Source organism: Rhizobium sp. LCM 4573 (genome assembly GCF_001854865.1).
Taxonomy (GTDB): domain Bacteria; phylum Pseudomonadota; class Alphaproteobacteria; order Rhizobiales; family Rhizobiaceae; genus Neorhizobium.
The window spans coordinates 96,462-122,122 of sequence record NZ_MDDW01000005.1; the positions used below are offsets into that span (position 1 = coordinate 96,462).

A 25,661-nucleotide genomic window follows, 5' to 3' on the forward strand; every position below is an offset into this window, starting at 1 on the left:
CCGAGCAGGTGTCAAGCGGAGCTCAGCTCGCGCGGGAGCTGCGATAGACCGATACGCCGAGTTCGCGGATCTTTTTCCTCAACGTATTGCGGTTGAGGCCGAGGAGATCGGCCGCCTTGATCTGGTTGCCGCGAGTTGCGGTCAACGCGGCGAGAATCAGCGGATATTCCATTTCGGTCAGCACGCGGTCGTAGAGGCCGGGAGGCGGCAGGTTATCGCCGAAGCCCGCGAAATAGGTCCGCATGTTTTCCTCCACCGCCTGGGCGATGGTGAGCGAGCCGGTACGGGGGCCCACCTTATCGATCGGGCTATCCGGCACGTCGGCACGCAATTCCGTCTCGATGATCTCGCGGCTGATGACGTCCTGCGGATAGAGCGCCATGAGGCGCCGCACGAGGTTTTCGAGTTCGCGGATATTGCCCGGCCAGGCATAGGCCTTCATCAGGTCGAGCGCCTCGATATCGAAACGCTTGGGGTCAAGCCCTTCCTTCTCGCCCATCTGGATGAAGTGACGGACGAGATCCGGAATATCTTCTGCCCGGTCGCGAAGAGGCGGCAGCCGCAGCGGCACGACGTTCAGCCGGTAATAGAGGTCTTCGCGGAACAGGCCCTGGTTGATGAGCTGCTTCAGGTCCTTGTTGGTGGCGGCGACGATGCGGACATCGGTGCGAATGGGCGTGCGCCCGCCGACGGTCGTGTATTCGCCCTGCTGCAAGACGCGAAGAAGACGCGTCTGGGCATCCATCGGCATGTCGCCGATTTCATCGAGGAAGAGCGTGCCGCCCTCGGCCTGTTCGAAACGGCCGGTGGAGCGGTTCTGCGCGCCGGTGAAGGCGCCCTTCTCATGGCCGAAGAGTTCCGATTCGATGAGGTCGCGCGGGATCGCCGCCATGTTGATGGCCACGAACGGCCCGTTCCGGCGCTTACCGTAATCATGCAGGGCGCGGGCGACGAGTTCCTTGCCCGTACCCGATTCGCCCGTGATCATCAGCGTCAGGTCGGTCTGCATGAGACGCGCCAGCACGCGGTAGATTTCCTGCATGGCGGCGGAGCGGCCGACGAGCGGCATGCCGTCCTGCATCTCGTCGTCCAGCCGCGCCGGCTTGCGCTTCGGCTCGGCGAGCGCCCGCCCGATGATGGCGATCAGCTCGGTCAGGTCGAAAGGCTTCGGAAGATAGTCGTAGGCCCCCTTTTCCGAGGCCTTGATGGCGGTCATGAAAGTGTTCTGAGCGCTCATGACCAGAACCGGCAGCTCCGGCCGCGATTTCTTGATGCGCGGCAGAAGATCGAAGGCGTTCTCGTCCGGCATCACCACGTCGGTCACCACCAGATCGCCCTCGCCCGCGGAAATCCACCGCCAGAGGGTGGCGGCGTTGGACGTGATCCGCACGTCATAGCCGGCGCGGGTCAGCGCCTGGTTCAAAACGGTGCGGATGGCCGCGTCGTCGTCGGCGACAAGGATCGTGGCAGTCATATAGCAGTTCCTGTGGAGTTCAGGGGTCGGCCTTCGAGGCTGTCTTCCCTATGCATGGGCATCAGAACGCGAAAGATGGTGCGGCGGGCCTGGCTGTCGCATTCGACAATGCCGCCATGCCCGCCGATGATCTTGGCCACGAGCGCGAGCCCGAGGCCGGAACCGTTGGTCTTGGTGGTGATGAAGGGATCGAACAGATGTGGTAACAGGTCGGGCGGAACGCCCGGTCCGTTGTCGATGACGCAGAACTCGAGCGGCAGGGAAATCTTCTCCCGCGTGCCCGCAACGGACAAGCGGATGCCCGGCCTGTAGGCCGTCGTCAGCATGATCTCGCCGTCCGGCTGGTCGCCGACCGCTTCCGCCGCATTCTTGATGAGGTTCAGGAAGACCTGCACGAGCTGGTCCCGATTGGCATAGACCGGAGGCAACGATGGATCGTAAAGCTCGGAAATCTTGATATCACGCGCAAAGCCCGCCTTGGCGACCGCCTTCACGTGGTCGAGCACGGAATGGATGTTGAGCGGTACCCGATCCACCGGGCGCTCGTCGGAAAAGACTTCCATCCGGTCCACCAGCGAGACGATGCGGTCGGTCTCGTCGCAGATGAGCCGCGTCAGCGCGCGGTCCTCATCGGCAACGGACGTTTCCAGCAGCTGCGCGGCGCCGCGAATGCCCGAAAGCGGGTTCTTGATCTCGTGGGCCAGCATCGAGGCCAGGCCGGTGACCGAACGAGCGGCGGCGCGGTGGGTGAGCTGCCGGTCGATCTTGTCGGCCATCGAGCGCTCCTGAAACACCACCACGACCGAGCCGGGCTCGCTGACCACCGGCGCGACATAGAGATCGACCAGCTTTTCCTGGCCGAGGCGCGGCGACGAGAGGTCGACGCGATATTCGTTGACCGGCGCCCTGCGCTCGCGCACCTGGTCGATCAGCGCCAGAAGCGGGCTGCCGAAGGGAATGAAGGTGGAAATCTTCTGCTTGGCCAGATGCGAGGCGCTAGCGCCGAAAAAGGCCTCCGCCTCCCAGTTGGCGAAGGCCACCCGGCCTACGGCATCCACCAGGATGACCGGATTCTGCACGGAATTGAGGACGGCCATGGCAAGGCCGTCCGTCTGGACGGACGACTTCGTCATGCGGCCTCCCTGCGGGCAAGACCAGCCGTCTCGGTCAGGGCCGAGACCATGCGCCGCGTCACCTCGGCGGGGTCTTTCGACACCATGATCGCCGCTTTTTCGTCGACCGGGAGGTCCGCAGCGAAGCGGTCCAGATACCAGCCGAGATGTTTGCGCGCGTGGCGAAGGCCGGCTTCGCGGCCATAGAATTCGAGCATCATTTCGTAGTGTTCCGCAACCAGCGCTGCGATGTCATCGCCGATCGGGCCCGGATGGCCGGCAAGCGCGCCGACATGCCAGGGCCGCCCTTGCGCGCCACGCCCGACCATGACCGCATCGGCGCCGGAGCGCTTCAGAATATCCTCGGCATCCTCCGGCCTTTCCACGTCCCCGTTGGCGATAAGGGGAATGGAGACCGCATCATGGACGAGGCGGATGGCATCCCAATCCGCGCGACCCTCATAGAACTGCATGCGGGTACGGCCGTGAATGGTGACGAGCTGGATGCCCGCCTCCTCGGCGCGCCGCGCAATCTCCGGCGCATTGATGGAGTTTTCGTCCCAGCCGAGCCGCATCTTGAGCGTCACCGGTACGTTAACGGCTTTCACCGTCGCCTCGATCAGCGAGAGCGCATGGTCGGGATCGCGCATCAGCGCGGAGCCGGAATAACCGCCCGTCACCTTCTTCGCCGGACATCCCATGTTGATATCGACGATATCGGCACCGTTATCGACCACGATCCTGGCGGCCTCGGCCATCCACTGAGCCTCGCGTCCCGCAAGCTGCACCATATGCGGGGTCATGCCGGCATTCCTCAGCCGCGCCCAGGATTCGCCGCGGTTCAGCACGAGCTCGCGGCTGGCGACCATCTCGGTCACGACGAGCCCTGCCCCGAAGCGCCAGGCAAGCCTGCGGAAGGGCAAATCGGTCACGCCGGACATCGGAGCCAGCACGACACGGTTGCGGATGGCGACCGGTCCAATCCGGAAAGGCTTGGCGAGATCTTGAAAAAACAAATGATGATCTTTCGGGCACATGAGATTTCTGCACTATTTTTATTCAGCTTGCAGGCGTTTGCCAAGAGCAATTCCCTGATTGCGATATTTTTGTGCGCCCTGCTGGAAAACGGCGTTTTGAGTCTATAGTGCTCGCCTGTCAATTCCTTGAGGACGAGAAACGGGTTAAGCCGCGTGAGCGACAAATCCATGACAATCGGCATCGTCATCGTCGCGGCCGGCCGCGGCGAGCGGGCCGGCGCGCCCGAGGAAGGGCCGAAACAATATCGTCCGATCGGCGGCCGGCCGGTGATCGCCCGCACGCTCGAATGCTTCCTTTCCTGGCCACGGAGCGGGCCGGTGGTCGTCGTAACCCACCCGGACGATGACGGACTGTTCGCCGCCGCGACCTCGGGGGTAGCCGATGTCGGGCGCGTCATCACCACATCCGGCGGCGACACCCGCCAGCGTTCGGTCTTCGAGGGCCTGCGGGTGCTTTCCGGCACCGACGCCACCCATGTGATGATCCACGATGCCGCCCGCCCCTTCTGCGACCATGCGCTGCTCGACCGGGTAGCGGATGCGCTTGCGGCCGGAGAGGACGGCGCGCTGCCGCTCATGCCGGTCACCGATACTCTGAAGCGCGGCAGCGCCGATGGCCTGGTGCATGAGACTGTTCCGCGCGCCGGGCTCTACTCGGCTCAGACGCCGCAGGGTTTCCATCTTGCGGCCATTCGCGCGGCGCACGAAAAGGCAGCCGCCCTGCGGCGCGCCGACTTCACCGACGACGCTTCCATCGCCGAATGGGCGGGGCTTGCGGTCCGGATGGTGGAGGGCTCGCCCGACAATATCAAGCTCACCCTCAAACGGGATATCGATTTGGCTGACGAAAAACTTTCCCGCATGGCGCTTCCGGACGTGCGCACCGGCAACGGTTACGACGTGCATCAGCTGGAGCCGGGCGATGGCGTGATCCTTTGCGGCGTATTCATTCCGCACGATCAGAAGCTCAAGGGACATTCGGATGCCGACGTCGCGCTGCATGCGCTGACCGACGCCCTGCTCGCCACCTGCGGCGCGGGCGATATCGGCGATCACTTCCCTCCCTCCGACATGCAGTGGAAAGGCGCGCCGTCAAAGATATTCCTGGAGCATGCCGCACGGGTCGTACGCGAGCACGGCGGAACGATCATGAACGCGGATGTTTCGCTGATCGCCGAGGCGCCGAAAGTCGGCCCGTACAGGCAGGCAATGCGCGAAAATCTCGCCGCGATCCTCGAAATCTCCCTCGACCGCTGCTCGGTCAAGGCGACGACCAACGAAAAGATCGGCTTCGTCGGCCGCCGCGAAGGCATCGCCGCGATCGCGACTGCGACGGTCGTCTATCGCGGAGAAAGCCGGTGAGCATCTTTCCGGCCGATATCGAGGAACAGGCAAAGCGCATCATTGCCGATTTTTCGGCACGCAAGCTGATGGTCGCCACAGCGGAATCCTGCACCGGCGGGCTGATCGCCGGTGCGCTGACAGAGATTTCCGGCTCCTCGGCCGTGGTCGACCGCAGCTTCGTGACCTACACCAACCAGGCCAAGACCGACATGCTCGGAGTGACCGAAGGCACGCTTGCCGCTTTCGGAGCCGTGTCGAAGGAAACCGCGCTGCAGATGGTCCATGGCGCGCTTTACCGGTCGCGCGCCTCGCTGGCGGTTGCGGTCACGGGCATTGCCGGCCCCGGCGGCGGATCGGCGGAAAAGCCGGTCGGCCTCGTCCACCTCGCCGCGAAGGCCCGCGCGGGAAAACTCATCCACCGGGAGATGCGCTACGGCGATATCGGCCGCGATGAGGTGCGGCTCGCGACCGTGAGGACGGCTCTGGACATGCTGGTGGAAACCGCCCGAGAATAGGAATCAGGCGTAGATCTTGTCCGCTCTCGTCTCGAAGGCTTCGGCGAACATGCGGAAGGCGCGGTCGAACATCGAGCCCATCAGCGCGCCGAGGATCATGCTCTTGAACTCGTAATCGATAAAGAAATGCACCTTGCAGCCGTCAGCCACCGGCTCGAAGCGCCAGCGGTTGTCGAGATACTTGAACGGCCCCTCGATATATTTGACGTCGATGACCCGTTCCGTGGGGTTGAGCAGGACCTGCGTGGTGAAGGTCTCCCGGATCGCCTTGTAGCCGACCGTCATATCCGCGACGAGCAGCGCCTTCTCGTCCCGCTCCTTGCGGGAACGGACCGTAAGCGCTTCGCAGAGCGGCAGGAATTCCGGATATCTCTCGATATCGGCGACCAGAGCGTACATCTGCTCCGGCGTGTGCTGCTTGACGTGGCGGTGGACTTCGAACTTTGGCATGGAGGGGAGTTAAGCCTCCCCATCGAGAAGATCAAGCAGATGGCGCATCTGGCGGCGCGATTTCAACACGAGAACCGGAACGCCTCGCCCGTATCGCTCGAAGTTTTGAATGAAGATCGGCGCATGCCGTTCCTCGAATTTCCAGACGTAGCTGATGAAAACGCCATCGGGCAGCTTCTCCGGACAGCCGGGCGCCATATCGGGGCGCGTGCGGCCAAAACCGCGAATGGCTCTGCTGAAAATTCCCCATAGGCAAATGAACCGAGACAACCTCACCCAGATGACGAGATCGGTTCGCGGCAGCCGGATATCGAAACTGGAAGGATTGCTGCCGTCCATGATCCAGCGATCCTCCGCCACCCTTGCGGCAATCATGCTCCTCTGCTCGGCGCGCTCACGCGCAACCCATCCCGGCAGCCAGAAGAACTCGCGATCCATCGAAACATAGGGGAGATCGAACCGAGCGGCGATCTTCCGCGAGAGCGTCGACTTGCCGCCGCCCGAAGAACCGACCACAAGAATGCGGTTCGCCCGCCGGATCAGCGCGGCGGCAGTCTCATTGCTGGCGTAATCGACGGAAGATCGCGGCGTTTCATCCATATCCCGGCTCCGAATCAGGTCCTGCGGACGAGCTGCTCCAGTAATCTATCGGCGTGACGGTAGGATTTCACCACATGCACGCAAAGATGGCCGCCGTGGAGGGCCAGCATCTCCTCGATCTCGGGCACCTCGGTCTTCTCGAAATTCCAGACGTAGCGTAGGAACTCGCGGTCGATCTTTTCGGGACAGCCTTCCGCCATCTCCGGCCGCTCCTTCCCCCGATAGCGCGCCCAGCGGAAGATAATCCCGAAGAGGGAGACGAGGCGAGGCGGGCGCATCCAGATCACCAGCTCGGTGCGCGGCAGGCGGAGCGGCAGCGAACCGGGGCTCGTGCCGTCCATGATCCAGCGCGGTTCCGCCACCGCCTTGCGGATCAGCTCCATGGCTTCGGCCCGCGGCCGCGCTTGCCAGCCAGGCAGCCAGAAGATTTCGCGATCCATCGAAATATAGGGAAGCGAGAGCAGGCCCGCGAGCTTGCGCGAAAAGGTGCTCTTGCCGCTTCCGGAGCAACCGATCACAAGTATGCGTTCAGAGCTTCCAAGAAGGCTTACAGCTTCGCCGCGATCGATTATATAACGAACCATAAGTCTGCCGGGATTCAATCAGAAGACGGTGAAGGGCAAACCGTTTGCTATGATCCTCGAGCGCAGTCAAGACATGAGGGGCGTTGCAGCCAGCATCCAAAAGAATCCGAAAGACAAGACCGATGGACGACTTCTCCCAGATGATAAAGCTGCTCGAATCAGCAAAGCAGCTCGCAGACATGAACCAGATGCCGATGCTGGCCTATCTGATCGAAATGGCGAAGGCCGAGGCGCGCGGCAACCGCTTCACACTGCGTGATAGAAAGCGCGGCCAGGACAAGAAGGAAAAGCCGCAGGCCGCCGAGTGAGGATCGGCGCGGCTGCGGCATCGGGAAGTTCGGCGGGAGCTTCGCGCTATTCGGCGGCGGCCAGAAGCTTCTTTTCCCGCGCGGCCTTCAGACGGGCGAAGTCATCGCCCGCGTGGTGCGACGAACGGGTGAGCGGGCTGGAGGAGACCATCAGGAAGCCCTTGGTATAGGCCACCGTCTCATAGGACTTGAATTCCTCCGGAGTCACGAAGCGATCGACTTTGTGGTGCTTGCGGGTCGGCTGCAGATACTGGCCGATCGTCAGGAAATCGACGTCGGCGGTCCTGAGGTCGTCCATGAGCTGCAGCACTTCGTTGCGCTCCTCGCCCAACCCCACCATGATGCCGGACTTCGTGAACATGGTCGGGTCCAGTTCCTTCACCCGCTGCAGGAGCCGGACGGAGTGGAAATAGCGGGCACCCGGACGAACGGTGAGGTAATTCCCCGGCACGGTCTCCAGATTGTGGTTGAAGACGTCGGGCTTGGCGGCGACGACGCGCTCCAGAGCGCCGGGCTTTTTCAGGAAATCGGGCGTCAGGATTTCGATCGTCGTCGTCGGCGAAGCGGCGCGGATCGCGAAAATCACCTTCTCGAAATGCTCGGCGCCGCCGTCATCCAGATCGTCCCGGTCGACCGAGGTGATGACGACATGGGACAGGCCCATCTGCTTGACGGCCTTGGCGACGTTTTCCGGCTCGTCCATGTCGAGCGCATTCGGCTTGCCGGTCGCGACATTGCAGAAGGCGCAGGCGCGGGTACAGATCTCGCCCATGATCATGAACGTGGCGTGCTTCTTGTCCCAGCACTCGCCGATATTGGGGCAGCCCGCCTCCTCGCACACAGTCACGAGCTTGTGGGAACGCACGAGATCGCGCGTTTCCATGTAACCCTTGGAAACCGGAGCCTTGACGCGAATCCATTCGGGCTTACGAAGCACCTCGGTATCGGGGCGATGCGCCTTTTCCGGATGACGGACGCGCTTTTCCTCGCCCGTGCCGATCCTGTCGAGAATGGTGACCATAAAAACCTGCCTTTAGTCCGCGTCAGCCTGTCAGCGCCGGACGATCTTGGCCAGAAATAGCAAAATGCACGAACCCACGAAACCCTGCACAAGGTAACCCAGCCATCCGCTGGCGACATGGATTCCGAAGCGATCGAAAATGGCATTGGCGAGCAGCGCGCCGAGAATGCCGATGACGATGTTCATGAAGACGCCGAAGCGGATATCCATCAGCTTGCCGGCAATCCAGCCCGCTATGCCGCCGATGACGACCGTGGCAACCAAACCCACACCTTCCATCCGCTTCTCCTGTTCTTTCCGAACCCTTCATATGGTGGGGCGCGCAGCCTGGAACAATGGTGCGAGCCCCAAGGGCCTTATCAGACGTTCAGTGCCCTGCCATAGGCGTCGAGCACGCTTTCCTTCATGGTTTCGGAAATCGTCGGATGCGGGAAGATCGTGTGCATCAGTTCTTCCTCGGTCGTCTCGAGGTTCATGGCAACCACGAAACCCTGGATGAGCTCGGTGACTTCCGCCCCGACCATGTGCACGCCGAGGAGCTCGCCGGTCTTCTTGTCGAAGATCGTCTTGACCATGCCCTGGTCCTCGCCGAGCGCGATCGCCTTGCCGTTGCCGACGAACGGGAAGCGGCCGACACGGATATCGCGGCCCTGTTCCTTGGCCTTGGCTTCGGTGAGACCGACGGAGGCGACCTGCGGATGGCAATAGGTACAGCCGGGGATCTTCAGCTTGTCCATCGGATGGACGTTCGGCAGGCCAGCGATCTTCTCCACGCAGATGACGGCCTCGTGCTCAGCCTTGTGGGCCAGCATCGGCGGGCCGGCGACGTCGCCGATCGCATAGATGCCGGGCACATTGGTCTTGCCGTAGCCATCGATGACGATGAAGCCGCGATCGGTCTTCACGCCGACCGCCTCGAGCCCGAGGTTCTCGATGTTTGCCTGGACGCCGACGGCGGAGATCATCCGGTCGGCGGTGATCTTCTCGACCTTGCCGTCCTTCATTTCGACATGCGCGGTGATGGAGTTGGCGGCCTTCTCCACCTTGGTGACCTTGGCCTCCAGATGGATCTTCATGCCCTGCTTCTCGAACTGCTTCTTGGCGAGCGTCGAGATTTCAACGTCCTCCACCGGCATGACGGTTTTCATGACCTCTACGACCGTGACGTCAACGCCGAGCGTGCGGTAGAAGCTCGCGAACTCGATGCCGATCGCGCCCGAGCCCATGACCAGCAGCGATTTCGGCATTTGCTCCGGCTTCATGGCTTCGAAATAGGTCCAGATCAGCTTGCCGTCCGGCTCGATGCCGGGCAGCGCGCGCGGGCGAGCGCCGGTAGCGACGATGATGTGCTTGGCGGTATAGGTGCCTTCGCCGAGCGTGTTCTTCGGCACGGGACCCATCGGCTCGACCGGCTTCTTGGTGGGCTTGGAAACGAGGATTTCACCTGGCTTGGTGATCTTCGCCTCGCCCCAGATGATGTCGATCTTGTTCTTCTTGAAAAGGAAGCCGACGCCGTTGTTCATCCGGTGCGCGATGCCGCGCGAGCGCTCCACGATCGCCTTCAGGTCCGGCGTCACGGTTCCTTCGATCTTCACGCCATAATCGCCCGGATGCTGGGCATAGTGGAAGATTTCGGCCGAACGCAGCAACGCCTTGGTCGGGATGCAGCCCCAGTTGGAGCAGATGCCGGCGAGATGCTCGCGCTCGACGACGGCGACTTTCATCCCGAGCTGGGCGGCGCGGATGGCGGCGATATAGCCGCCGGGGCCGGAACCGATGACGATGAGGTCGTAGGATTGAGCCATTCTCTTCCTGCCTTTTCCTTGTGCTTTTCCTTGGAGGCGGCCAGCGGATCACGCGGCCTGCTTCCGGGGAAGGTGTTTAAAGCCCCAGCATCATCCGGACGATGGGCTCAAGGCCCCGCCCGATGGCGCGGGTGTTTTCCGCATCGAGGTGCACGCCATCGACGGGCGTGGCGCGCGCGACCGATCCGGCGTCGAAGAAGCCGCAGCCCAATTCATCCGCGAGATCGCGATAGAGAGAGGCGAGCATCAGGGACTGTTCGATCGCGCCTTTGTACAGGGCACCGGTCAACGGGTTCGCCGTTTCGCAGAGCGGCGGCGGCGATACGATGAGGATTTCCGGCGGTTCGCATTCGCGCGCCCAATCGTGAAAACGGACGAGACTGACGAGCTTCTTCACGCCCTGACGCGCTCCGATTGCCGTGCCATGGATGATCGGCTTCATGTCATTGGTGCCGAGCATGATGATGACAAGCTCGAGCGGGCCGTGCGTATGAAGCACGGTCGGCAGCAATCGCGCGCCGTTGCGGTCGCAATCGCCCAACTGGTCGTCATAGGCGGTGGTGCGCCCGCCAAGCCCCTCGGCGATCACATTGACGGAAGGGCCGAGTGCGGCCTGCAGCACGCCCGGCCAGCGGTCTTCGAAGGCATGCCGGCCGCCGGTCTCGGCATCCGTGCCCCAGGTCAGTGAATCGCCATAGCAGAGAACGGTTTTCATGGACGCACCTCGGTTTCCCCTCCCGTGTGGACCCCCTCCCCGCAAGGGGGAGGGAAATCCGGATCAAACCAGCATGGCCATCGGGTTTTCAATGTAGCGCTTGAAGGCGGAAGCCAGTTCCGCGCCGAGCGCGCCGTCGATGACGCGGTGGTCGAAGGCGAAGGTCGCCGTCATCACCGTGCCCACCTTGATCTCGCCGTTCTTGACGACCGGCTTCTCGACGCCCGCGCCGATCGAGACGATCGATGCCTGCGGCAGGTTGATGATCGAGGTGAAGTTGGAGACGCCGAACATGCCGAGGTTGGACACCGACGTGGTGCCGCCCTGGTATTCCTCCGGCTTCAGCTTCTTGTCGCGGGCGCGCTTGGCAATATCCTTCACCTCATTAGAGATGACCGACAATGCCTTCTCTTCGGCCTTGCGGACGATCGGCGTGATCAGCCCGTCCGGGATCGCCACGGCGACGCCGACATCGGCGTGCTTGTGCAGAACGCGCGCGGTCGAGGTCCAGGAGGCGTTCGCCATGGGGACATCGCGGAGCGCGAGTGCCATCGCCTTGATGATGAAGTCGTTGACCGAAAGCTTGAAGGCCGGGATTTCGCCCTTTTCCGTCTTCTTCACCGGGGCGGACTTGTTGATATCGGCGCGGAGCTTCAAAAGCGCGTCGATCTCGCAATCCATCGAGATGAAGTAGGACGGAACGGTCTGGCTCGACTCGGTGAGGCGCGAGGCGATCGTCTTGCGCATGCCGTCATGCGGCAGGAGCTCGTAGGAACCTTCCGGGAAGAGCTTGAGGACGGCATCGTCCGACGGGCCCTTCGCAAGCGCCGGAGCGCCAGCCTGTGCGGCAGCGGCCGGAGCGGCCTTGCCGGTACCGGAGGCGACTGCCTTCTCGACATCGGCCTTCACGACGCGGCCATGCGGACCGGAACCGGTGACGGCGGAAAGCTCGAGGCCAGCCTCCTTCGCCAGACGGCGGGCGAGCGGCGAAGAGAAGACGCGCTTGCCATCGGCGGTCGGGGCAGGCGTGGACGGTGCCGGAGCTGCGTCCGTCACCGGAACCTTCGGAGCCTCCGAGGCTTTTTCGGCCGGTGCGGCTTCCGCCTTCGGAGCGGGGGCTGCTTCCGCCTTGGCTTCGGCCTTCGGGGCATCGCCGCCGCCGGCAGCCGCCGCCTTCACGTCTTCCCCTTCGCCAGCGAGGATGGCGATCAGGGCGTTGACCTTGACCGCTTCCGTGCCGGCCGGGACGACGATCTTGGCGACCGTCCCCTCGTCGACGGCTTCCACTTCCATGGTCGCCTTGTCGGTCTCGATCTCGGCGATCACGTCACCAGGGGCAACCTTGTCGCCTTCCTTGACCAGCCACTTGGAAAGATTGCCCTCTTCCATGGTCGGCGAAAGGGCGGGCATGGTGATGTTTATGGGCATCGCGATACCCTCCCCTTACTTGTAGCAGACGGTTTTGACTGCCTGGACGACTTCGCCGACATTCGGCAGCGCCAGCTTCTCGAGGTTCGCGGCATAGGGCATGGGAACGTCCTTGCCGGCGATCGTCAGGATCGGCGCATCGAGATAGTCGAATGCCTGCTGCATGACGCGGGTGGCGATTTCGGTGCCGACCGACGACTGCGGGAAGCCTTCCTCGACGGTGACGAGACGGCCGGTCTTCTTGACCGATTCGATGACGGTCGGYAGGTCCATCGGGCGAAGCGTCCGCAGATCGATCAGTTCGACGTCGATGCCCTCCTTGGCGAGTTCATCGACCGCCTTGGTGGCATAGGTCATGCCGATGCCCCAGGAGACGACCGTGGCGTCCTTGCCCTGCTTGTGAATGCGGGCCTTGCCGATCGGCAGCACGAAATCATCGAGCTTCGGCACCTCGAAGGAGTGGCCGTAGAGGATTTCGTTTTCCAGGAAGATGACCGGGTTCGGATCGCGGATGGCCGCCTTGAGGAGACCCTTCGCATCCGCCGCCGTATAGGGCTGAACGACCTTCAGGCCCGGAATGTGGCTGTACCAGGCGCCGTAATCCTGGCTGTGCTGGGCGGCGACGCGGGCAGCAGCGCCGTTCGGGCCGCGGAACACGATCGGAGCGCCCATCTGGCCGCCGGACATGTAAAGCGTCTTGGCGGCGGAGTTGACGATCTGGTCGATCGCCTGCATGGCGAAGTTGAAGGTCATGAACTCGACGATCGGCTTCAGGCCGGCCATGGCCGCACCCACGCCCACGCCGGCAAAGCCATGCTCGGTGATCGGCGTGTCTACGACGCGGCGCGGACCGAATTCCTGCAGGAGGCCCTGCGTGATCTTGTAGGCGCCCTGGTATTCGGCAACTTCCTCGCCCATGATGAAGACGTCTTCGTCGCGGCGCATTTCTTCCGCCATGGCGTCGCGCAGCGCTTCGCGCACCGTCATCGTCACCATTTCGGTCCCGGCCGGAATATCCGGATCGGAAGCGGCCTCGACCTTCGGCTGTGCCGGTACCGGAGCGGCGGCGGAGCCGGTCTCGGTCGGCTTTTCCTCCTGCGCAACGGCAGGAGCTTCCGGCTTCGGAGCCTCGGCGGCGACGTCGATGCTGTCGGCGCTCTCGCCCYCGGCGAGCAGCACGGCAATCTTGGTGTTGACCTTGACGTTCTCGGTGCCGGCGGCAACGAGCAGCTTGCCGATCACGCCTTCATCCACGGCTTCCACTTCCATGGTCGCCTTGTCGGTCTCGATTTCGGCGATCACGTCGCCGGAGGTGACCTTGTCACCCTCGTTCTTCAGCCATTTGCTGAGCGTGCCTTCCTCCATGGTCGGGGAAAGGGCGGGCATAAGAATATCGATTGGCATTACGGTTCCCTCCCCGCGATCAAAGCAGAATGTCGGTATAGAGCTCGGATACATCCGGCTCCGGTTCGTTCTGTGCGAAATCGGCGGAGTCCGAAACGATGTCGCGGATATCCTTGTCGATCGTCTTCAGCTCGTCCTCGCTGGCCCAGCCGTTTTCGATCAAGCGGTTCTTGACCTTCTCGATGGGATCGTTTTCCGAGCGCATCTTCTGCACTTCATCCTTGGAGCGATACTTCGCCGGGTCGGACATGGAGTGGCCGCGATAGCGATAGGTGAGCATTTCAAGGATGATCGGGCCCTTGCCGGAACGGCAGTGTTCGAGGGCTTCGTCGCCCGCGGCCTTCACGGCGCGAACGTCCATGCCGTCGACCTGGATGCCGGGAATGCCGAAACCCGAGCCGCGCAGCGAATAGTTGGACTGCGCCGTGGCGCGGGCCGTTGAAGTGCCCATCGCATAACGGTTGTTCTCGACGATGTAGACGATCGGCAGCTTCCAGAGAGCGGCCATGTTGAAGCTCTCGTAGACCTGGCCCTGGTTGGCGGCACCATCGCCGAAATAGGCGACGGAGACGGCGTCATTGCCGCGATACTTGTTGGCAAAGGCAAGACCGGTGCCGAGCGAGACCTGCGCGCCGACGATACCATGGCCGCCGTAGAAGTTCTTTTCCTTGGAGAACATGTGCATCGAGCCGCCCTTCCCCTTGGAATAGCCGCCCCGACGTCCCGTAAGCTCCGCCATGACGCCGCGGGCGTTCATGCCGGTCGCCAGCATGTGGCCATGATCGCGATAGGCGGTGATGACCTGATCACCTTCCTTCTGCGCCATCTGCATGCCGACGACGACGGCTTCCTGGCCGATGTAGAGATGACAGAAGCCGCCAATGAAGCCCATGCCGTAAAGCTGGCCGGCCTTCTCTTCGAAACGGCGGATCAGAAGCATCTCGCGATAGGCGTGAAGATCCTCTTCCTTGCCGAAATCCGGCGTGTTCTTGCCGGTGAATTCCTTCGGAGCGGGTTTCGAGGTCGTCTTGGTAGCAGACTTTGCCGCGGATCTGCGGCCGGATACAGACGCGTTTTTGCTCGGCGCCATTCATCCCTCCCTTGCGTGCTGCACTAGGTTCGTTCGGCGCGCAGCATAGGGAAGAAAGGCGACCCCAGCAATGCTATAAATGCATGGCTCGCATTCCGCACAAGCAGCTGAAAACACAAGGAAATATCCAATTAACCGAATTCCGGTTAATCAGAAATAATCGTTGAAAATGACGATCTCATCGCCGCGCGAGACGTTGAGCTGATAGCGGGCGGTCTCGTCCAGCATGTCCTTTTCCAGCGATCCGTCGCTCAAAAGCTGAACCTGGCGCTCGAGCGCCTCGCGCCGTTCCGTGAGCTTGGCAAGTTCGGCTGCGCGGGCCACTCGCTGGCGCTCGAACTCGTCGGTCGCGATCAGACCCAGATCGCCATGAACGGAATGATAGCCGAAATAGGAAAGGAAGGCGACAGTTATGGCGGGAAGTACGAAACGGCCGAACTTTCTCTGCTTATGATGCCTGGTCCACATGCCTTACCAACCTCGTCACGCATTACGAGGCTTCAAACTGACAGAACATGCTTAAGCAATGGTTGACCATGACGAAATGCGAAAGCCCGCGCTTGTGGCGCGGGCTTTCAATTCAGGAATAACAATCAGGATCAGGCCTTCAAAACGCTCCGGCCTGCATAGGCAGCCTGCGGGCCCAGCATTTCCTCGATGCGGATGAGCTGGTTGTACTTGGCCGTACGATCGGACCGCGAAAGCGAGCCGGTCTTGATCTGACCGCAATTGGTGGCGATTGCGAGATCGGCGATCGTGGAATCTTCCGTTTCGCCCGAGCGGTGAGACATGACGGCCGTATAGGCCGCCTTGTGGGCGGTCTCGACCGCATCAAGCGTCTCCGTCAGCGAGCCGATCTGGTTGACCTTGACGAGGATGGAGTTGGCCACACCCATCTTAATGCCGTCGCGCAGGCGGGCGGAGTTGGTGACGAACAGGTCGTCGCCGACGAGCTGGCACTTCGAGCCGATCTTGTCGGTCAACGTCTTCCAGCCGTCCCAATCGTCCTCGGCCATCCCGTCCTCGATCGAGATGATCGGGTATTTGGCAACCAGTTCCGCGAGGTAGTCGGCCATCGCGCCGGATTCCAGCGTGCGGCCCTCGCCTTCCATGACGTACTTGCCATCCTTGAAGAACTCGGTCGAGGCGCAGTCGAGGCCGAGATAAACGTCCTCACCCGGCCTGTAACCGGCTTTTTCGATCGACTTCATGATGAAGTCGAGCGCTTCAGGCGCGCTCTTCAGGTTCGGCGCGAAGCCGCCTTCGTCGCCGACATTGGTATTGTGACCGCCGGCATGCAGTTCCTTCTTCAGCGTATGGAAGATCTCCGAGCCGACACGGACCGCATCGCGCAGCGTATCGGCGCCGACCGGCAGGATCATGAATTCCTGGAAGTCGATCGGGTTGTCGGCATGCGCGCCGCCGTTGATGATGTTCATCATCGGAACCGGCAGGACGTGTGCGCCGGCGCCGCCGACATAGCGGTAAAGCGGCAGGCCGGCCGAATCGGCGGCAGCCTTGGCGACGGCGAGCGAAACGCCAAGGATGGCGTTGGCTCCGAGGCGCGACTTGTTCGGCGTGCCGTCCAGCGCGATCAGCGTCTTGTCGATATGGATCTGGCTTTCGGCATCGAAGCCGCCGATAGCATCGAAGATTTCGGTATTGACCGCCTCTACCGCCTTTTCCACGCCCTTGCCGTTATAGCGCTTGCCGCCATCGCGGAGCTCGACTGCTTCATGCGCGCCCGTGGACGCTCCGGAGGGAACCGCGGCGCGTCCCATGGAGCCGTCTTCCAGATAGACATCCACCTCGACGGTGGGATTGCCGCGGCTGTCGAGGATTTCACGGGCGATGATATCGGTGATGGCGGTCAAAGGTCTCTCCCTCGAGTTGACGTCCATTGGGGGTCACTGACCATGTCTCATAGTCGATGACATGAAAATTACAATGCGGAGCCGATGGGCGTTTTTATGCCGCCTTGGCCACCGCATCGAAGGCGAGCAGCTTTTCCAAAAGCCGCGGCATATCCTTCAGGTGAACCATGTTCGGGCCATCGGACGGCGCATTGTCCGGGTCCTCATGCGTCTCGATGAAGACACCGGCGACGCCGACGGCCACGGCCGCCCGCGCCAGCGTTTCCACGAATTCGCGCTGTCCGCCGGAAGAACCGCCCTGCCCGCCCGGCTGCTGCACCGAATGGGTGGCATCGAAGATCACGGGCGCGCCGAGCGAGGCCATGATCGGCAGCGAGCGCATGTCGGAGACGAGCGTGTTATAGCCAAAGGAAGCCCCACGCTCGCAGAGCAGCACATTGGGATTGCCGCTCTGGGTGAATTTGGCAAGCACGTTCTTCATGTCCCAGGGCGCCAGGAACTGGCCCTTCTTCACGTTGATGACGCGGCCGGTCTTGGCGGCGGCGATCAGGAGGTCCGTCTGGCGCGACAGGAAGGCCGGGATCTGCAGGATGTCGACGGTCTTTGCGACGATCTCGCACTGTTCCTCGGTATGGATGTCGGTCAGAACCGGAAAGCCGTATTCCTTCTTGAGGTCGGCGAATATTTCCATGGACTTTTCGAGCCCGATGCCGCGCTTGCCCGAAAGGGAGGTGCGGTTCGCCTTGTCGAAGGAGGATTTGTAGACGAGGCCGATGCCGAGCTTGGCGCAAAGCTCCTTCAGCGCGCCCGCCATCATGAAGGCATGATCGCGGCTCTCCATCTGGCAAGGGCCGGCGATCAGCGACAGCCGCGACTTCTGCGAAAACAGGACGCGCCCCTCACCTTCACCGGCGAAGACCTCAGTATTGGCGGAGACTTCCATCATCACTCCTCGAAACCGAACAATACGCCCTGGCCGGGCGCCGCGGCGACCAGAACGCGGCCTGCCTTGCGGATGAACGCGACGTCATTAGCAGCAAGGGTGATCTCTGTCACGGCAAGATCGGCAACCCGGAAAATTATGGCTCGGCCGTGAAGGCCGGAAGGATCGCCATTCGGCGCGAGCGCGAATTCGGGCTCGAGCTCGCCATCCGGCACGATGCGGACCGCGCAATTCGAGGCCTGGAGGCGAACGGCATCCGATTCGGCCTCTGCCTCCGCTCCGGTTTCCATCACCGTCTCCAGCATGGCTGCAAAATCCGAAGGCGCCGGCGCGGACAGCACAACCTGGCTAAGCCCGACGACATTGTTCGCATGCCGTTCCAGATCGCCCCGGTTGGCGGGCAAGGGATTGACACGCTCGGCGGCGAACATCAGGAAATCCGGCGCGCGCTCATCCGCCGCGAAAGCGAGACGAAAGCTCGCCTCAGATACCGAGCCATCCGGCAATGTCACCGGGCGGGAGAAATGCAGCATCTCGCCCCTGGACATGCGGTGCCGGCGAAATCGCTCCTCATCCGCCGCCGCGTCCGTGGATGCGACGACGAGCGCCGACAGGCCCTCGCGATGCCTGCCGCCGCGGAATTCCAGATCATGCGCGGTAAAGACGTTGCCCCGCTTTGCCGTTCCCGACGCCTGCCGGCGATTGGCGACCCCCAGCGGCTCCAGATAGCTGCCATCGGAGAGGAAAACACAGGCATTGCGGGTGCCGAATGGATGATCGGCATCCGGCGCGACGGTGAAACCGAGCTCGGAAAGACGGCTTCTGGCGGCTGCGAGATTCGATACCGGCAGGACGAGGTGATCGATCGGTCTTGGGGAACTCACGGCAACTCCGGAAAACACGCGGATGGAACAGAAGTCTGAATATATGGTGCGCACGCTCACAACGGCCAGACGAGGCGGCTCCTTGTGGTTCGCCTCAACGAAATTCATGGGATTTTCACGGAAATTTAGGGACTTGCGGAACACATATGGAACATATAGTGTCCGTTCTGGATTTGTTTCCGATTCAAGGGTTCGACGCCATGCTCACGCGCAAACAGCAGGAATTGCTTCTGTTCATCCATGAACGCATGAAGGAATCCGGCGTCCCGCCGTCCTTCGACGAAATGAAGGACGCACTCGATCTGGCCTCCAAATCGGGCATCCACCGGCTGATTACCGCCCTGGAGGAAAGAGGCTTCATCCGCCGCCTGCCGAACCGCGCCCGCGCCCTGGAGGTCATCAAGCTTCCGGAAGCCTATACGCCGAGCCTGCAGCCGCGGCGGGGCTTTTCACCGAGCGTTATCGAGGGCAGTCTCGGCAAGCCGAAGCCTGCACCCGCGCCTCCGAAGGCCGCCGAAGAGCAGTCCAATTCCGCTTCGGTGCCGGTAATGGGCCGCATTGCTGCGGGCGTTCCGATTTCGGCGATCCAGAACAATACCCACGATATCGCGGTGCCTCACGAAATGCTGGGCGCGGGCGAGCATTATGCCCTCGAGGTCAAGGGTGATTCAATGATCGAGGCCGGCATTCTGGACGGCGATACGGTCATCATCCGCAACGCCAATACAGCTCATCCCGGTGACATCGTCGTCGCCCTGGTGGACGACGAGGAAGCGACCTTGAAGCGCTTCCGCCGGCGCGGCGCTTCCATCGCTCTCGAGGCGGCCAATCCGGCTTACGAGACGCGCATCTTCGGACCGGACCGCGTCAAGATCCAGGGGAAGCTGGTCGGCCTCATCCGCCGCTATCACTGAGAAATTCCGCCAGCGGCTCCGGCAGCGCAGCATCGTAATCGCCGCTTCGCCAGTCGTAATGGCTATGGCGGCTCCAAGAGCGGTCTTTTTCGTCCATGGCGGCGCGGATAGTCCATTGCCGAGGATCGCCGCTACCGTTGAATTCCATTTCCAGGGCTCCGGTCCGCCGCAAGGTCTTGCCGTTGAAGAGGAGCGCGCCGGAGCGGCAATGATTGAACCTTGCGCGCGGCGCTATGACGATGGCCGCGACATCACAGGCCACGCCCGTCAGCCGCCAGTCCTCCACCATCACGATGCCGGCGCCTTGCGAGGTCTTTGCGGCGCACCAGGCCTTCGGCTCGCAGCTGAACCGAGCCGGATCTGCCGAGGCAAGCGCATTCCGCAACCTTTCGCGCGCGCTCGCCACCTCTTCGGAGGTTAAATCGCGGCGCTCAGCAGCGTCCGTGGACGGTTTTGCGATCTTGTCACCAATCAGGGACATGACAGGACCTTCTGGAGGTTCCAGAAGCAAGGCACGATGCCATTGCGAGAAGATGAACTCCGGCGGCCGGGTGCGGTTCGTCGCCGTCCGGTCCGCTTCGGTCAGGGCGGCCATGGTTCCGTCCTCGGCAATCAGCAGGTCGGGTGGAGCGGCCGGTCGCCCAAGCAACGAGAGAAGCACGGCCGCGGCGAATATGGGCAGGCCGATCAGCCGCAGCCTGGTTCTGAGCAGCGTCAGGAGCAGAAAGCCTGAGGTCGCGACAGGCATGAACCAGGGGTGCTGGCGCCCGGCTCCGATATCGCCTCCCCAGGAAGCTACATGCCTGGCGACCGCGATCACCGCCTCAAGCCCTAGCCCCATGAGCTTGAGGAAAGGTTCTTCCAGGCCGAACGGCATCAGGAGCATGCCGGCAAGCCCCGCCGGCATGACGAGGAAGGAGATGATCGGCATGGCGGCGAGATTGGCAGCCAGCCCGTAGGTGGCGATCCGGTGAAAATGCTCGATGGAATAGATCGCGGTGGAAAGCCCGCCGATGAGCGAGGTCGCGAATATTCCGGCGATGAAATTCCAGCTTGTCAGCAAAGGCGTCACCACCGGGTGACGCAAGGGGAATATTTCCGGTTCCCGCCCCGCGGCACGGCGTTTCCAGAGCGCATAGCCGGCCACCAGTGCGACGGTTGCGGAGAACGACATCTGGAAGCTCGGCCCCATGATCTCGGAGGGCGAAATCGCGATGATGACGAGCGCGGAAAGTGCCACATTGCGCAGGCTGATGGCGGCGCGGTCGAAAAGCACTGCGACGAGCATGACCGCCATCATCAGATAGGCGCGTTCCGCCGAAACCGCGAAACCGGAAATCAGGTAATAGGCGGTCGCCATGAGGAGCGCGCCGAAGGCCGCGATCTTCTTCACCGGCCAGGCTTGCGCGAAGCCCATGAAAAACCCCAGCACCGTCCGCACGCCGACGAAGAAGATGCCTGCGGCAAGCGCCATGTTGAGACCGGAGATCGCGACTATATGGGCAAGGCCTGAAACGCGAAGCGCCTCGGTCGTCTCCTTCGAGATCGCCCGCCTCTCGTCCGTGACGATCGCGGCGGCGAAGGCGCCCGCATCGCCGGGAACGACCTCCCGGATGCGCGAGGCGATCGTGCTGCGCAGATCGAAGAGCTTCCGCTCCATCTCGCCCAACCAGGGGGCGGCCRCCTCTCCGGCCGCTCCCCCCTGCTTCGGCGCGCCGTAGAAGAAGCCCACCGCGCCGATGCCGTCGAAATAGGCGGAAAAAGCGAAATCCACGAGGCCGGGCAAGGCAGGCCCGGAGGGCGGCGAGAGCCGCGCCCTTCCGGTGATGACCTCCCCGCTTGCGATCGGCTCATGGCGGCTGCGCGCAAGGAGCGACACCTTCTCCGGCGGACGGCGCAGCACCGGGTCCGCCGTGGCGGTGAGACGGACGATATAGCGCCACCGCCCCTGCCCGTCCGGCTCCAGGCGTTCCACGCGGCCGGTGATCATGGTGGTCACCGGCGAGTCGAGGATAACCGTCGAGCGGCGCCAGGTCTCCAATTGGGCAAGGATCATACCGCCGAGGAAGAGTGTCAGCGCAAGTGAAGCGATGCTCCAGAGGCTCGGACGGTAGCGGGTCGCAAGCGCGACGGCCGCAAAAAAGACGAATGCAAGGGCAAGCGGCGGAAAGAGCGGGTCCTTCTGCAGGCTGAACCAGAAGGCGGCGCCTGCGCCGATCACGACGGGCACGAACAAAAATCCGTGACCATGCGCCGCCTCTTCGCGGATCATCGCGGGAACGAGGCACCGGAGGCGCTGAAGGCCTTCCGCGGCCCGCGCGGCAAACCCACGGTTGATCGTGGTTGGCCGCCGCATGTCCGACGCGGCCACCGCGCCTCGCGGATCTGCTAAAAAAGCAGGCAGAAAGATGTCTTGTTCTACCGAAGGTTCGGCATGCAGCGGGCGCCCCTTCGCCCTCTCCGCGATATCCGGAACCTCCTTTTCCACCGGCATCCACGCCCCACCCGCAATACAAGCCCTAAGTGCAGAGTGCGGCAGCTCGGCGCAACCGTCAACTGCGGATGCAAACCCATGTTTTGCGGGCTTTTGCCGGGTCGGCCGCCTTGCAACTTCCAGCTGCCAGACCAGTGCCTAATATGTTTTCGCGCTGCACAATTTCCCGTCAGGATAGCTTGGCATCCGCTCTCGGATCATATAGCTAAACTCGTGACGCTTAACCCTTATGGCGCTTTTAGGGCGCCATGCCGCCAAAAAGTTGGAGGATCAGCATGACGGATAAGAGCGCAAACCTCGCCTTGGGTGATAAGAAAGTGGAGCTGCCGGTACGATCGGGCTCGATCGGTCCGGACGTCATCGATATCGGCGCCCTCTACAAGAACACCGGCGCATTCACCTACGATCCAGGCTTCACCTCGACGGCGTCTTGCGAATCCAAGATCACCTATATCGATGGTGATGCAGGCATCCTTCTGCATCGCGGCTATCCGATCGAGCAGCTCGCCGAGCATGGCGACTTCCTTGAGACCTGCTACCTGCTTCTTTACGGCGAACTGCCCACCGCCGCCCAGAAGAAGGACTTCGATTACCGCGTCACGCACCACACGATGGTGCACGAGCAGATGAGCCGCTTCTTCACCGGCTTCCGCCGCGATGCCCATCCGATGGCCGTCATGTGCGGCGTGGTCGGCGCGCTTTCGGCCTTCTATCACGATTCCACGGATATCACCGATCCGCACCAGCGCATGGTCGCCAGCCTGCGCATGATCGCAAAGATGCCGACGCTCGCCGCCATGGCCTATAAGTACCATATCGGCCAGCCCTTCGTTTATCCGAAGAACGATCTCGATTACGCTTCGAACTTCCTGCACATGTGCTTCGCCGTTCCCTGCGAGGACTATGTGGTGAACCCGGTACTGGCGCGCGCCATGGACCGCATCTTCATCCTTCATGCCGATCACGAGCAGAACGCGTCCACCTCGACCGTCCGTCTCGCCGGCTCTTCGGGCGCCAACCCGTTTGCCTGTATCGCGGCCGGCATCGCCTGCCTCTGGGGCCCGGCTCACGGCGGCGCCAATGAAGCGGCGCTCAACATGCTGACCGAGATCGGCACCGTCGACCGTATTCCGGAATACATCGCCCGCGCCAAGGACAAGAACGATCCGTTCCGCCTCATGGGCTTCGGCCATCGGGTCTACAAGAACTACGACCCGCGCGCCAAGATCATGCAGAAGACCACGCATGAAGTGCTCGGCGAACTCGGCCACAAGGACGATCCGCTTCTACAGGTCGCCATGGAGCTGGAGCGCATCGCGCTCACCGACGAATACTTCATCGAAAAGAAGCTCTATCCGAACATCGACTTCTATTCCGGCATCACGCTGAAGGCGATGGGCTTCCCCACCACCATGTTCACGGTGCTGTTCGCGCTCGCCCGCACGGTCGGCTGGATCGCCCAGTGGRCCGAAATGATCGAAGATCCGCAGCAGCGCATCGGCCGTCCGCGCCAGCTCTACACGGGCGAAGCCAAGCGCGATTACCTGCCGATCTCCAAGCGCTAACGACACCTCAAGTCTGCAAAAACAAGGAAGCCCGGTCAGCGATGACCGGGCTTCTTGTTTTCCAGGACCTGCAGAACGATGCCCGCCGCCGCCTCGCCCGGAGGCACCGGCACCTGCAACCGCTGCCAGACGAGATCGAAGCCCTCCAGCATGGCGCGGCGCTGGGCGGTGTCGGCGGAAAGCCGCTCCGCCCAACGGCAAAGACTGCCGGGACGCACCACCTCGTTGATATATTCCGGCACGATCGGATAATCGGCGATGAGGTTCGGCAGGGCCGCCGACCAGATCTTGATCCGCTTGGACAGCATCGTGATCAGCCAGTCCGACTTATAGGCGGAAACAACCGGAACCGTGGCGAGCCCAAGTTCCAGAATGACCGTGCCCGAGGCGGCGATCGCGGCATCGGCTTCCGCAAAGGCGGTCCACTTGCCCTCCTCGCCCGTCACGATCTCCGGCTTCACCGGAAGTGTCCCGACGATCTCGCGCACCAGCTTCTCCTGGCGCGCAACCGTCGGCAACAGGAAACGGGTGGGGCCGTTGCGCGCCTCGAATTCCGCTGCGGCCTCTCCGAAGACCGGCAGAAGCGCCTTGATCTCGGCGGAACGGGAGCCAGGCAGCAGCAGGATCGTCCGCTGCTCTTCCTTCGCCTTTACCGGGCGCGCGGCGCGAAGACCGCGAACCTTCACGAGTTCCGGTTCGTCCGTCAGCCGGTGGCCGACAAAGCTCGTTTCCGGGCCACCGAGACGTCGCATCGCTTCCGGCTCGAAGGGCAGAACCGCAAGCACATGATCGACATAGTCGAGCATTGCCTTGGCGCGGTATTCCTTCCACGCCCATACGCTCGGGCAGACATAATCGACAATGGGAAGACCGGGCAGTGCTGCGCGCACCTTCCTGGCGACCCGATGAGTGAAATCCGGGCTGTCTATGATGACGAGAACATCGGGTCTCGCGGCGATAATGGCCGCGGCCGTCTGGTTGATACGCCTGATCAGGCCCGGCAGGCGCGAAAGAACCTGTGTCAGCCCCATGATGGACAGTTCGGAAAAATCGAAGAGCGAGCGCAGGCCCTGCGCCTCCAGCGCCTCACCTCCGACGCCGACAAGTTCGACCGGCCCGTCGTGAGCCGCCTTCAAGGCCGCAATCAGGTTGCCGCCCAGGAGATCGCCGGACACTTCGCCGGCGACGACAGCGACTTTCAGCGTCTCCGCCATCACAAACCTCCGCCGGCCAAGCCGGGATCGATACCGCAAACGAAAAGCCCCGCCTCATCGGCCGCCGCGATCAGAGCAGCTTCTTCCAGAACCAGGGCGCGGCCCGCCTCGACGACGATGCCGGCGAGCCCGGCCGCGGCCGCATTGCGAACCGTCGAAGGGCCGATGGAGGGCAAATCGGCCCGAACATCCTGCTGAGGCTTGCAGAGCTTCACGACCACGCCCTTGCGGCGGCTCGAAATCCGCCCCTCGGCTCTCAAGCCCGCGACACGCTCCAGCATCCGGTCCGTGCCTTCCACGCCCTCGAGCGCAACGACGCGACCGCCCACACTCACCGCACCCTGCCCGATATCGAGTTCGCCCAGCCGGCGGGCGGCCTCAGCGGCGGCTTCGATATCGCGGCGATCCTCGTCGGAGGGGATCTGCCTGCCGAGCGGGCCGACCCTTGCAAGCAGGTTCGGAGCGATCTCGTGGGCGCCGATGACCCGGCATCCCTGAGCTTCGAGTATGCCGATCGTCATTTGCAGCAGGGCGTCATCGCCGCCGGAGACCAGCGTGCGGAACAATGCAGGCAGCTTGCGCAGCATCTTCCAGTTCGGCCGGACATCCCTCCATTCCGGTCGGCGCGTCACGCCGCCGGAAAGCACGACGCGGTCAATGCCGTGCTGACGAAGAATCCGATTGAAGCCGGCGATATCGGCAATCGCCATGGTAGTCGTCTCGAAACCCTCGAAACGCTGATCGGTTTCATGCCTCAGAAGTATGATGAACGGGTCTTCCCCCGCAGCCCGCGCGGCCTCTGCCAGATGCACCGGCAGGAGGCCGTTTCCCGCAATGATGGCCAGCCGGCCCTTTGCCGCGAGGCTTGCAGGCGCGGCCATGGGCA

At 62.7% G+C, this 25,661-nt stretch carries 25 protein-coding genes; 5 read left to right on the forward strand and 20 right to left on the reverse strand.

The annotated features are described in order from the left end of the window. Positions 1–22 precede the first annotated feature (22 nt). The 3 genes from ntrC to dusB are packed head-to-tail and all read right to left on the reverse strand — an operon-like array spanning position 23 to position 3,623. The gene (gene ntrC, locus LCM4573_RS11315) at positions 23–1,474 is read right to left on the reverse strand and encodes a nitrogen regulation protein NR(I) (RefSeq protein ID WP_071006391.1); all 1,452 of its coding nucleotides are present in this window, start codon (positions 1,472–1,474) and stop codon (positions 23–25) included. Further along, the gene (locus tag LCM4573_RS11320; protein WP_071006392.1) at positions 1,471–2,607 is read right to left on the reverse strand and encodes a nitrogen regulation protein NR(II); all 1,137 of its coding nucleotides are present in this window, start codon (positions 2,605–2,607) and stop codon (positions 1,471–1,473) included. The genes ntrC and LCM4573_RS11320 overlap by 4 nt, the downstream gene beginning before the upstream one ends. Next, positions 2,604–3,623: a tRNA dihydrouridine synthase DusB gene (dusB, locus tag LCM4573_RS11325; protein ID WP_071006393.1), complete on the reverse strand. Its 1,020-nt coding sequence runs from the start codon at positions 3,621–3,623 to the stop codon at positions 2,604–2,606. Before dusB ends, LCM4573_RS11320 begins: the two co-directional genes overlap by 4 nt. Positions 3,624–3,791: 168 nt before the next feature. Between dusB and LCM4573_RS11330 the strand changes: the two genes are divergently transcribed. Next, positions 3,792–4,985 (forward strand): bifunctional 2-C-methyl-D-erythritol 4-phosphate cytidylyltransferase/2-C-methyl-D-erythritol 2,4-cyclodiphosphate synthase, encoded by a 1,194-nt coding sequence (locus LCM4573_RS11330; RefSeq protein WP_071006394.1) that lies wholly within the window; start codon positions 3,792–3,794, stop codon positions 4,983–4,985. After that, positions 4,982–5,482 (forward strand): CinA family protein, encoded by a 501-nt coding sequence (locus LCM4573_RS11335; RefSeq protein WP_071006395.1) that lies wholly within the window; start codon positions 4,982–4,984, stop codon positions 5,480–5,482. The genes LCM4573_RS11330 and LCM4573_RS11335 overlap by 4 nt, the downstream gene beginning before the upstream one ends. Positions 5,483–5,485: 3 nt before the next feature. On the opposite strand, the gene LCM4573_RS11340 is transcribed toward LCM4573_RS11335, so the two are convergent. The 3 genes from LCM4573_RS11340 to LCM4573_RS11350 are packed head-to-tail and all read right to left on the reverse strand — an operon-like array spanning position 5,486 to position 7,116. Beyond that, positions 5,486–5,932 carry a type II toxin-antitoxin system RatA family toxin gene (locus LCM4573_RS11340; protein WP_071006396.1) on the reverse strand — a complete coding sequence of 149 codons (447 nt, stop codon included), beginning with the start codon at positions 5,930–5,932 and terminating at the stop codon, positions 5,486–5,488. 9 nt (positions 5,933–5,941) lie between these two features. After that, positions 5,942–6,532 carry an AAA family ATPase gene (locus tag LCM4573_RS11345; RefSeq protein WP_071006397.1) on the reverse strand — a complete coding sequence of 197 codons (591 nt, stop codon included), beginning with the start codon at positions 6,530–6,532 and terminating at the stop codon, positions 5,942–5,944. 14 nt (positions 6,533–6,546) lie between these two features. Beyond that, positions 6,547–7,116 (reverse strand): AAA family ATPase, encoded by a 570-nt coding sequence (locus LCM4573_RS11350; RefSeq protein WP_071006398.1) that lies wholly within the window; start codon positions 7,114–7,116, stop codon positions 6,547–6,549. Positions 7,117–7,238: 122 nt separating this feature from the next. Here LCM4573_RS11350 and LCM4573_RS11355 point away from each other — a divergent pair, with 122 nt between their 5' ends. Further along, complete coding sequence (locus LCM4573_RS11355; RefSeq protein ID WP_071006399.1) at positions 7,239–7,424, forward strand: hypothetical protein; 186 nt, start codon at positions 7,239–7,241, stop codon at positions 7,422–7,424. Positions 7,425–7,470: 46 nt separating this feature from the next. On the opposite strand, the gene lipA is transcribed toward LCM4573_RS11355, so the two are convergent. The 11 genes from lipA to LCM4573_RS11410 all read right to left on the reverse strand — a co-directional run bounded on the left by lipA (position 7,471) and on the right by LCM4573_RS11410 (position 18,588). Further along, the gene (gene lipA / locus LCM4573_RS11360; RefSeq protein ID WP_071006400.1) at positions 7,471–8,445 is read right to left on the reverse strand and encodes a lipoyl synthase; all 975 of its coding nucleotides are present in this window, start codon (positions 8,443–8,445) and stop codon (positions 7,471–7,473) included. 30 nt (positions 8,446–8,475) lie between these two features. Continuing rightward, positions 8,476–8,724 (reverse strand): GlsB/YeaQ/YmgE family stress response membrane protein, encoded by a 249-nt coding sequence (locus tag LCM4573_RS11365; protein ID WP_071006401.1) that lies wholly within the window; start codon positions 8,722–8,724, stop codon positions 8,476–8,478. Positions 8,725–8,804: 80 nt separating this feature from the next. Beyond that, on the reverse strand, positions 8,805–10,250 hold the full coding sequence (lpdA, locus tag LCM4573_RS11370; protein ID WP_071006402.1) for a dihydrolipoyl dehydrogenase: 1,446 nt from the start codon (positions 10,248–10,250) through the stop codon (positions 8,805–8,807). Positions 10,251–10,326: 76 nt separating this feature from the next. Further along, complete coding sequence (locus LCM4573_RS11375) at positions 10,327–10,965, reverse strand: SGNH/GDSL hydrolase family protein (RefSeq protein ID WP_071006403.1); 639 nt, start codon at positions 10,963–10,965, stop codon at positions 10,327–10,329. Between the two features lie 63 nt (positions 10,966–11,028). Further along, positions 11,029–12,393 carry a pyruvate dehydrogenase complex dihydrolipoamide acetyltransferase gene (locus LCM4573_RS11380; protein WP_071006404.1) on the reverse strand — a complete coding sequence of 455 codons (1,365 nt, stop codon included), beginning with the start codon at positions 12,391–12,393 and terminating at the stop codon, positions 11,029–11,031. Positions 12,394–12,408: 15 nt separating this feature from the next. Then, positions 12,409–13,797, reverse strand: a complete 1,389-nt coding sequence (locus LCM4573_RS11385) for a pyruvate dehydrogenase complex E1 component subunit beta (RefSeq protein ID WP_071006405.1) — start codon at positions 13,795–13,797, stop codon at positions 12,409–12,411. Between the two features lie 19 nt (positions 13,798–13,816). Further along, positions 13,817–14,887 carry a pyruvate dehydrogenase (acetyl-transferring) E1 component subunit alpha gene (gene pdhA, locus LCM4573_RS11390; protein ID WP_071006406.1) on the reverse strand — a complete coding sequence of 357 codons (1,071 nt, stop codon included), beginning with the start codon at positions 14,885–14,887 and terminating at the stop codon, positions 13,817–13,819. A 150-nt stretch (positions 14,888–15,037) separates the two neighbouring features. Next, the gene (locus LCM4573_RS11395) at positions 15,038–15,355 is read right to left on the reverse strand and encodes a septum formation initiator family protein (protein WP_071006407.1); all 318 of its coding nucleotides are present in this window, start codon (positions 15,353–15,355) and stop codon (positions 15,038–15,040) included. A 131-nt stretch (positions 15,356–15,486) separates the two neighbouring features. Next, positions 15,487–16,761 carry a phosphopyruvate hydratase gene (gene eno / locus LCM4573_RS11400; RefSeq protein WP_071006408.1) on the reverse strand — a complete coding sequence of 425 codons (1,275 nt, stop codon included), beginning with the start codon at positions 16,759–16,761 and terminating at the stop codon, positions 15,487–15,489. Positions 16,762–16,855: 94 nt separating this feature from the next. Beyond that, entirely contained in the window at positions 16,856–17,704 is an 849-nt protein-coding gene (kdsA, locus tag LCM4573_RS11405; RefSeq protein WP_407071728.1) for a 3-deoxy-8-phosphooctulonate synthase, read from the reverse strand. 2 nt (positions 17,705–17,706) lie between these two features. Next, complete coding sequence (locus LCM4573_RS11410) at positions 17,707–18,588, reverse strand: VOC family protein (RefSeq protein WP_071006597.1); 882 nt, start codon at positions 18,586–18,588, stop codon at positions 17,707–17,709. A 200-nt stretch (positions 18,589–18,788) separates the two neighbouring features. Here LCM4573_RS11410 and lexA point away from each other — a divergent pair, with 200 nt between their 5' ends. Next, positions 18,789–19,502 carry a transcriptional repressor LexA gene (gene lexA, locus LCM4573_RS11415; protein ID WP_071006598.1) on the forward strand — a complete coding sequence of 238 codons (714 nt, stop codon included), beginning with the start codon at positions 18,789–18,791 and terminating at the stop codon, positions 19,500–19,502. Here lexA and LCM4573_RS11420 read toward each other — a convergent pair. Next, complete coding sequence (locus tag LCM4573_RS11420) at positions 19,483–21,858, reverse strand: ComEC/Rec2 family competence protein (RefSeq protein WP_116285464.1); 2,376 nt, start codon at positions 21,856–21,858, stop codon at positions 19,483–19,485. The genes lexA and LCM4573_RS11420 overlap by 20 nt on opposite strands. A gap of 413 nt (positions 21,859–22,271) precedes the next feature. Between LCM4573_RS11420 and gltA the strand changes: the two genes are divergently transcribed. Next, positions 22,272–23,561 carry a citrate synthase gene (gltA, locus tag LCM4573_RS11425; RefSeq protein ID WP_071006410.1) on the forward strand — a complete coding sequence of 430 codons (1,290 nt, stop codon included), beginning with the start codon at positions 22,272–22,274 and terminating at the stop codon, positions 23,559–23,561. A gap of 35 nt (positions 23,562–23,596) precedes the next feature. On the opposite strand, the gene lpxB is transcribed toward gltA, so the two are convergent. Together lpxB and LCM4573_RS11435 are read right to left on the reverse strand one after the other, a co-directional pair. After that, the gene (lpxB, locus tag LCM4573_RS11430; protein WP_071006411.1) at positions 23,597–24,775 is read right to left on the reverse strand and encodes a lipid-A-disaccharide synthase; all 1,179 of its coding nucleotides are present in this window, start codon (positions 24,773–24,775) and stop codon (positions 23,597–23,599) included. After that, positions 24,775–25,656 carry an LpxI family protein gene (locus LCM4573_RS11435; RefSeq protein WP_071006600.1) on the reverse strand — a complete coding sequence of 294 codons (882 nt, stop codon included), beginning with the start codon at positions 25,654–25,656 and terminating at the stop codon, positions 24,775–24,777. Before LCM4573_RS11435 ends, lpxB begins: the two co-directional genes overlap by 1 nt. Between the last annotated feature and the right edge of the window lie 5 nt (positions 25,657–25,661).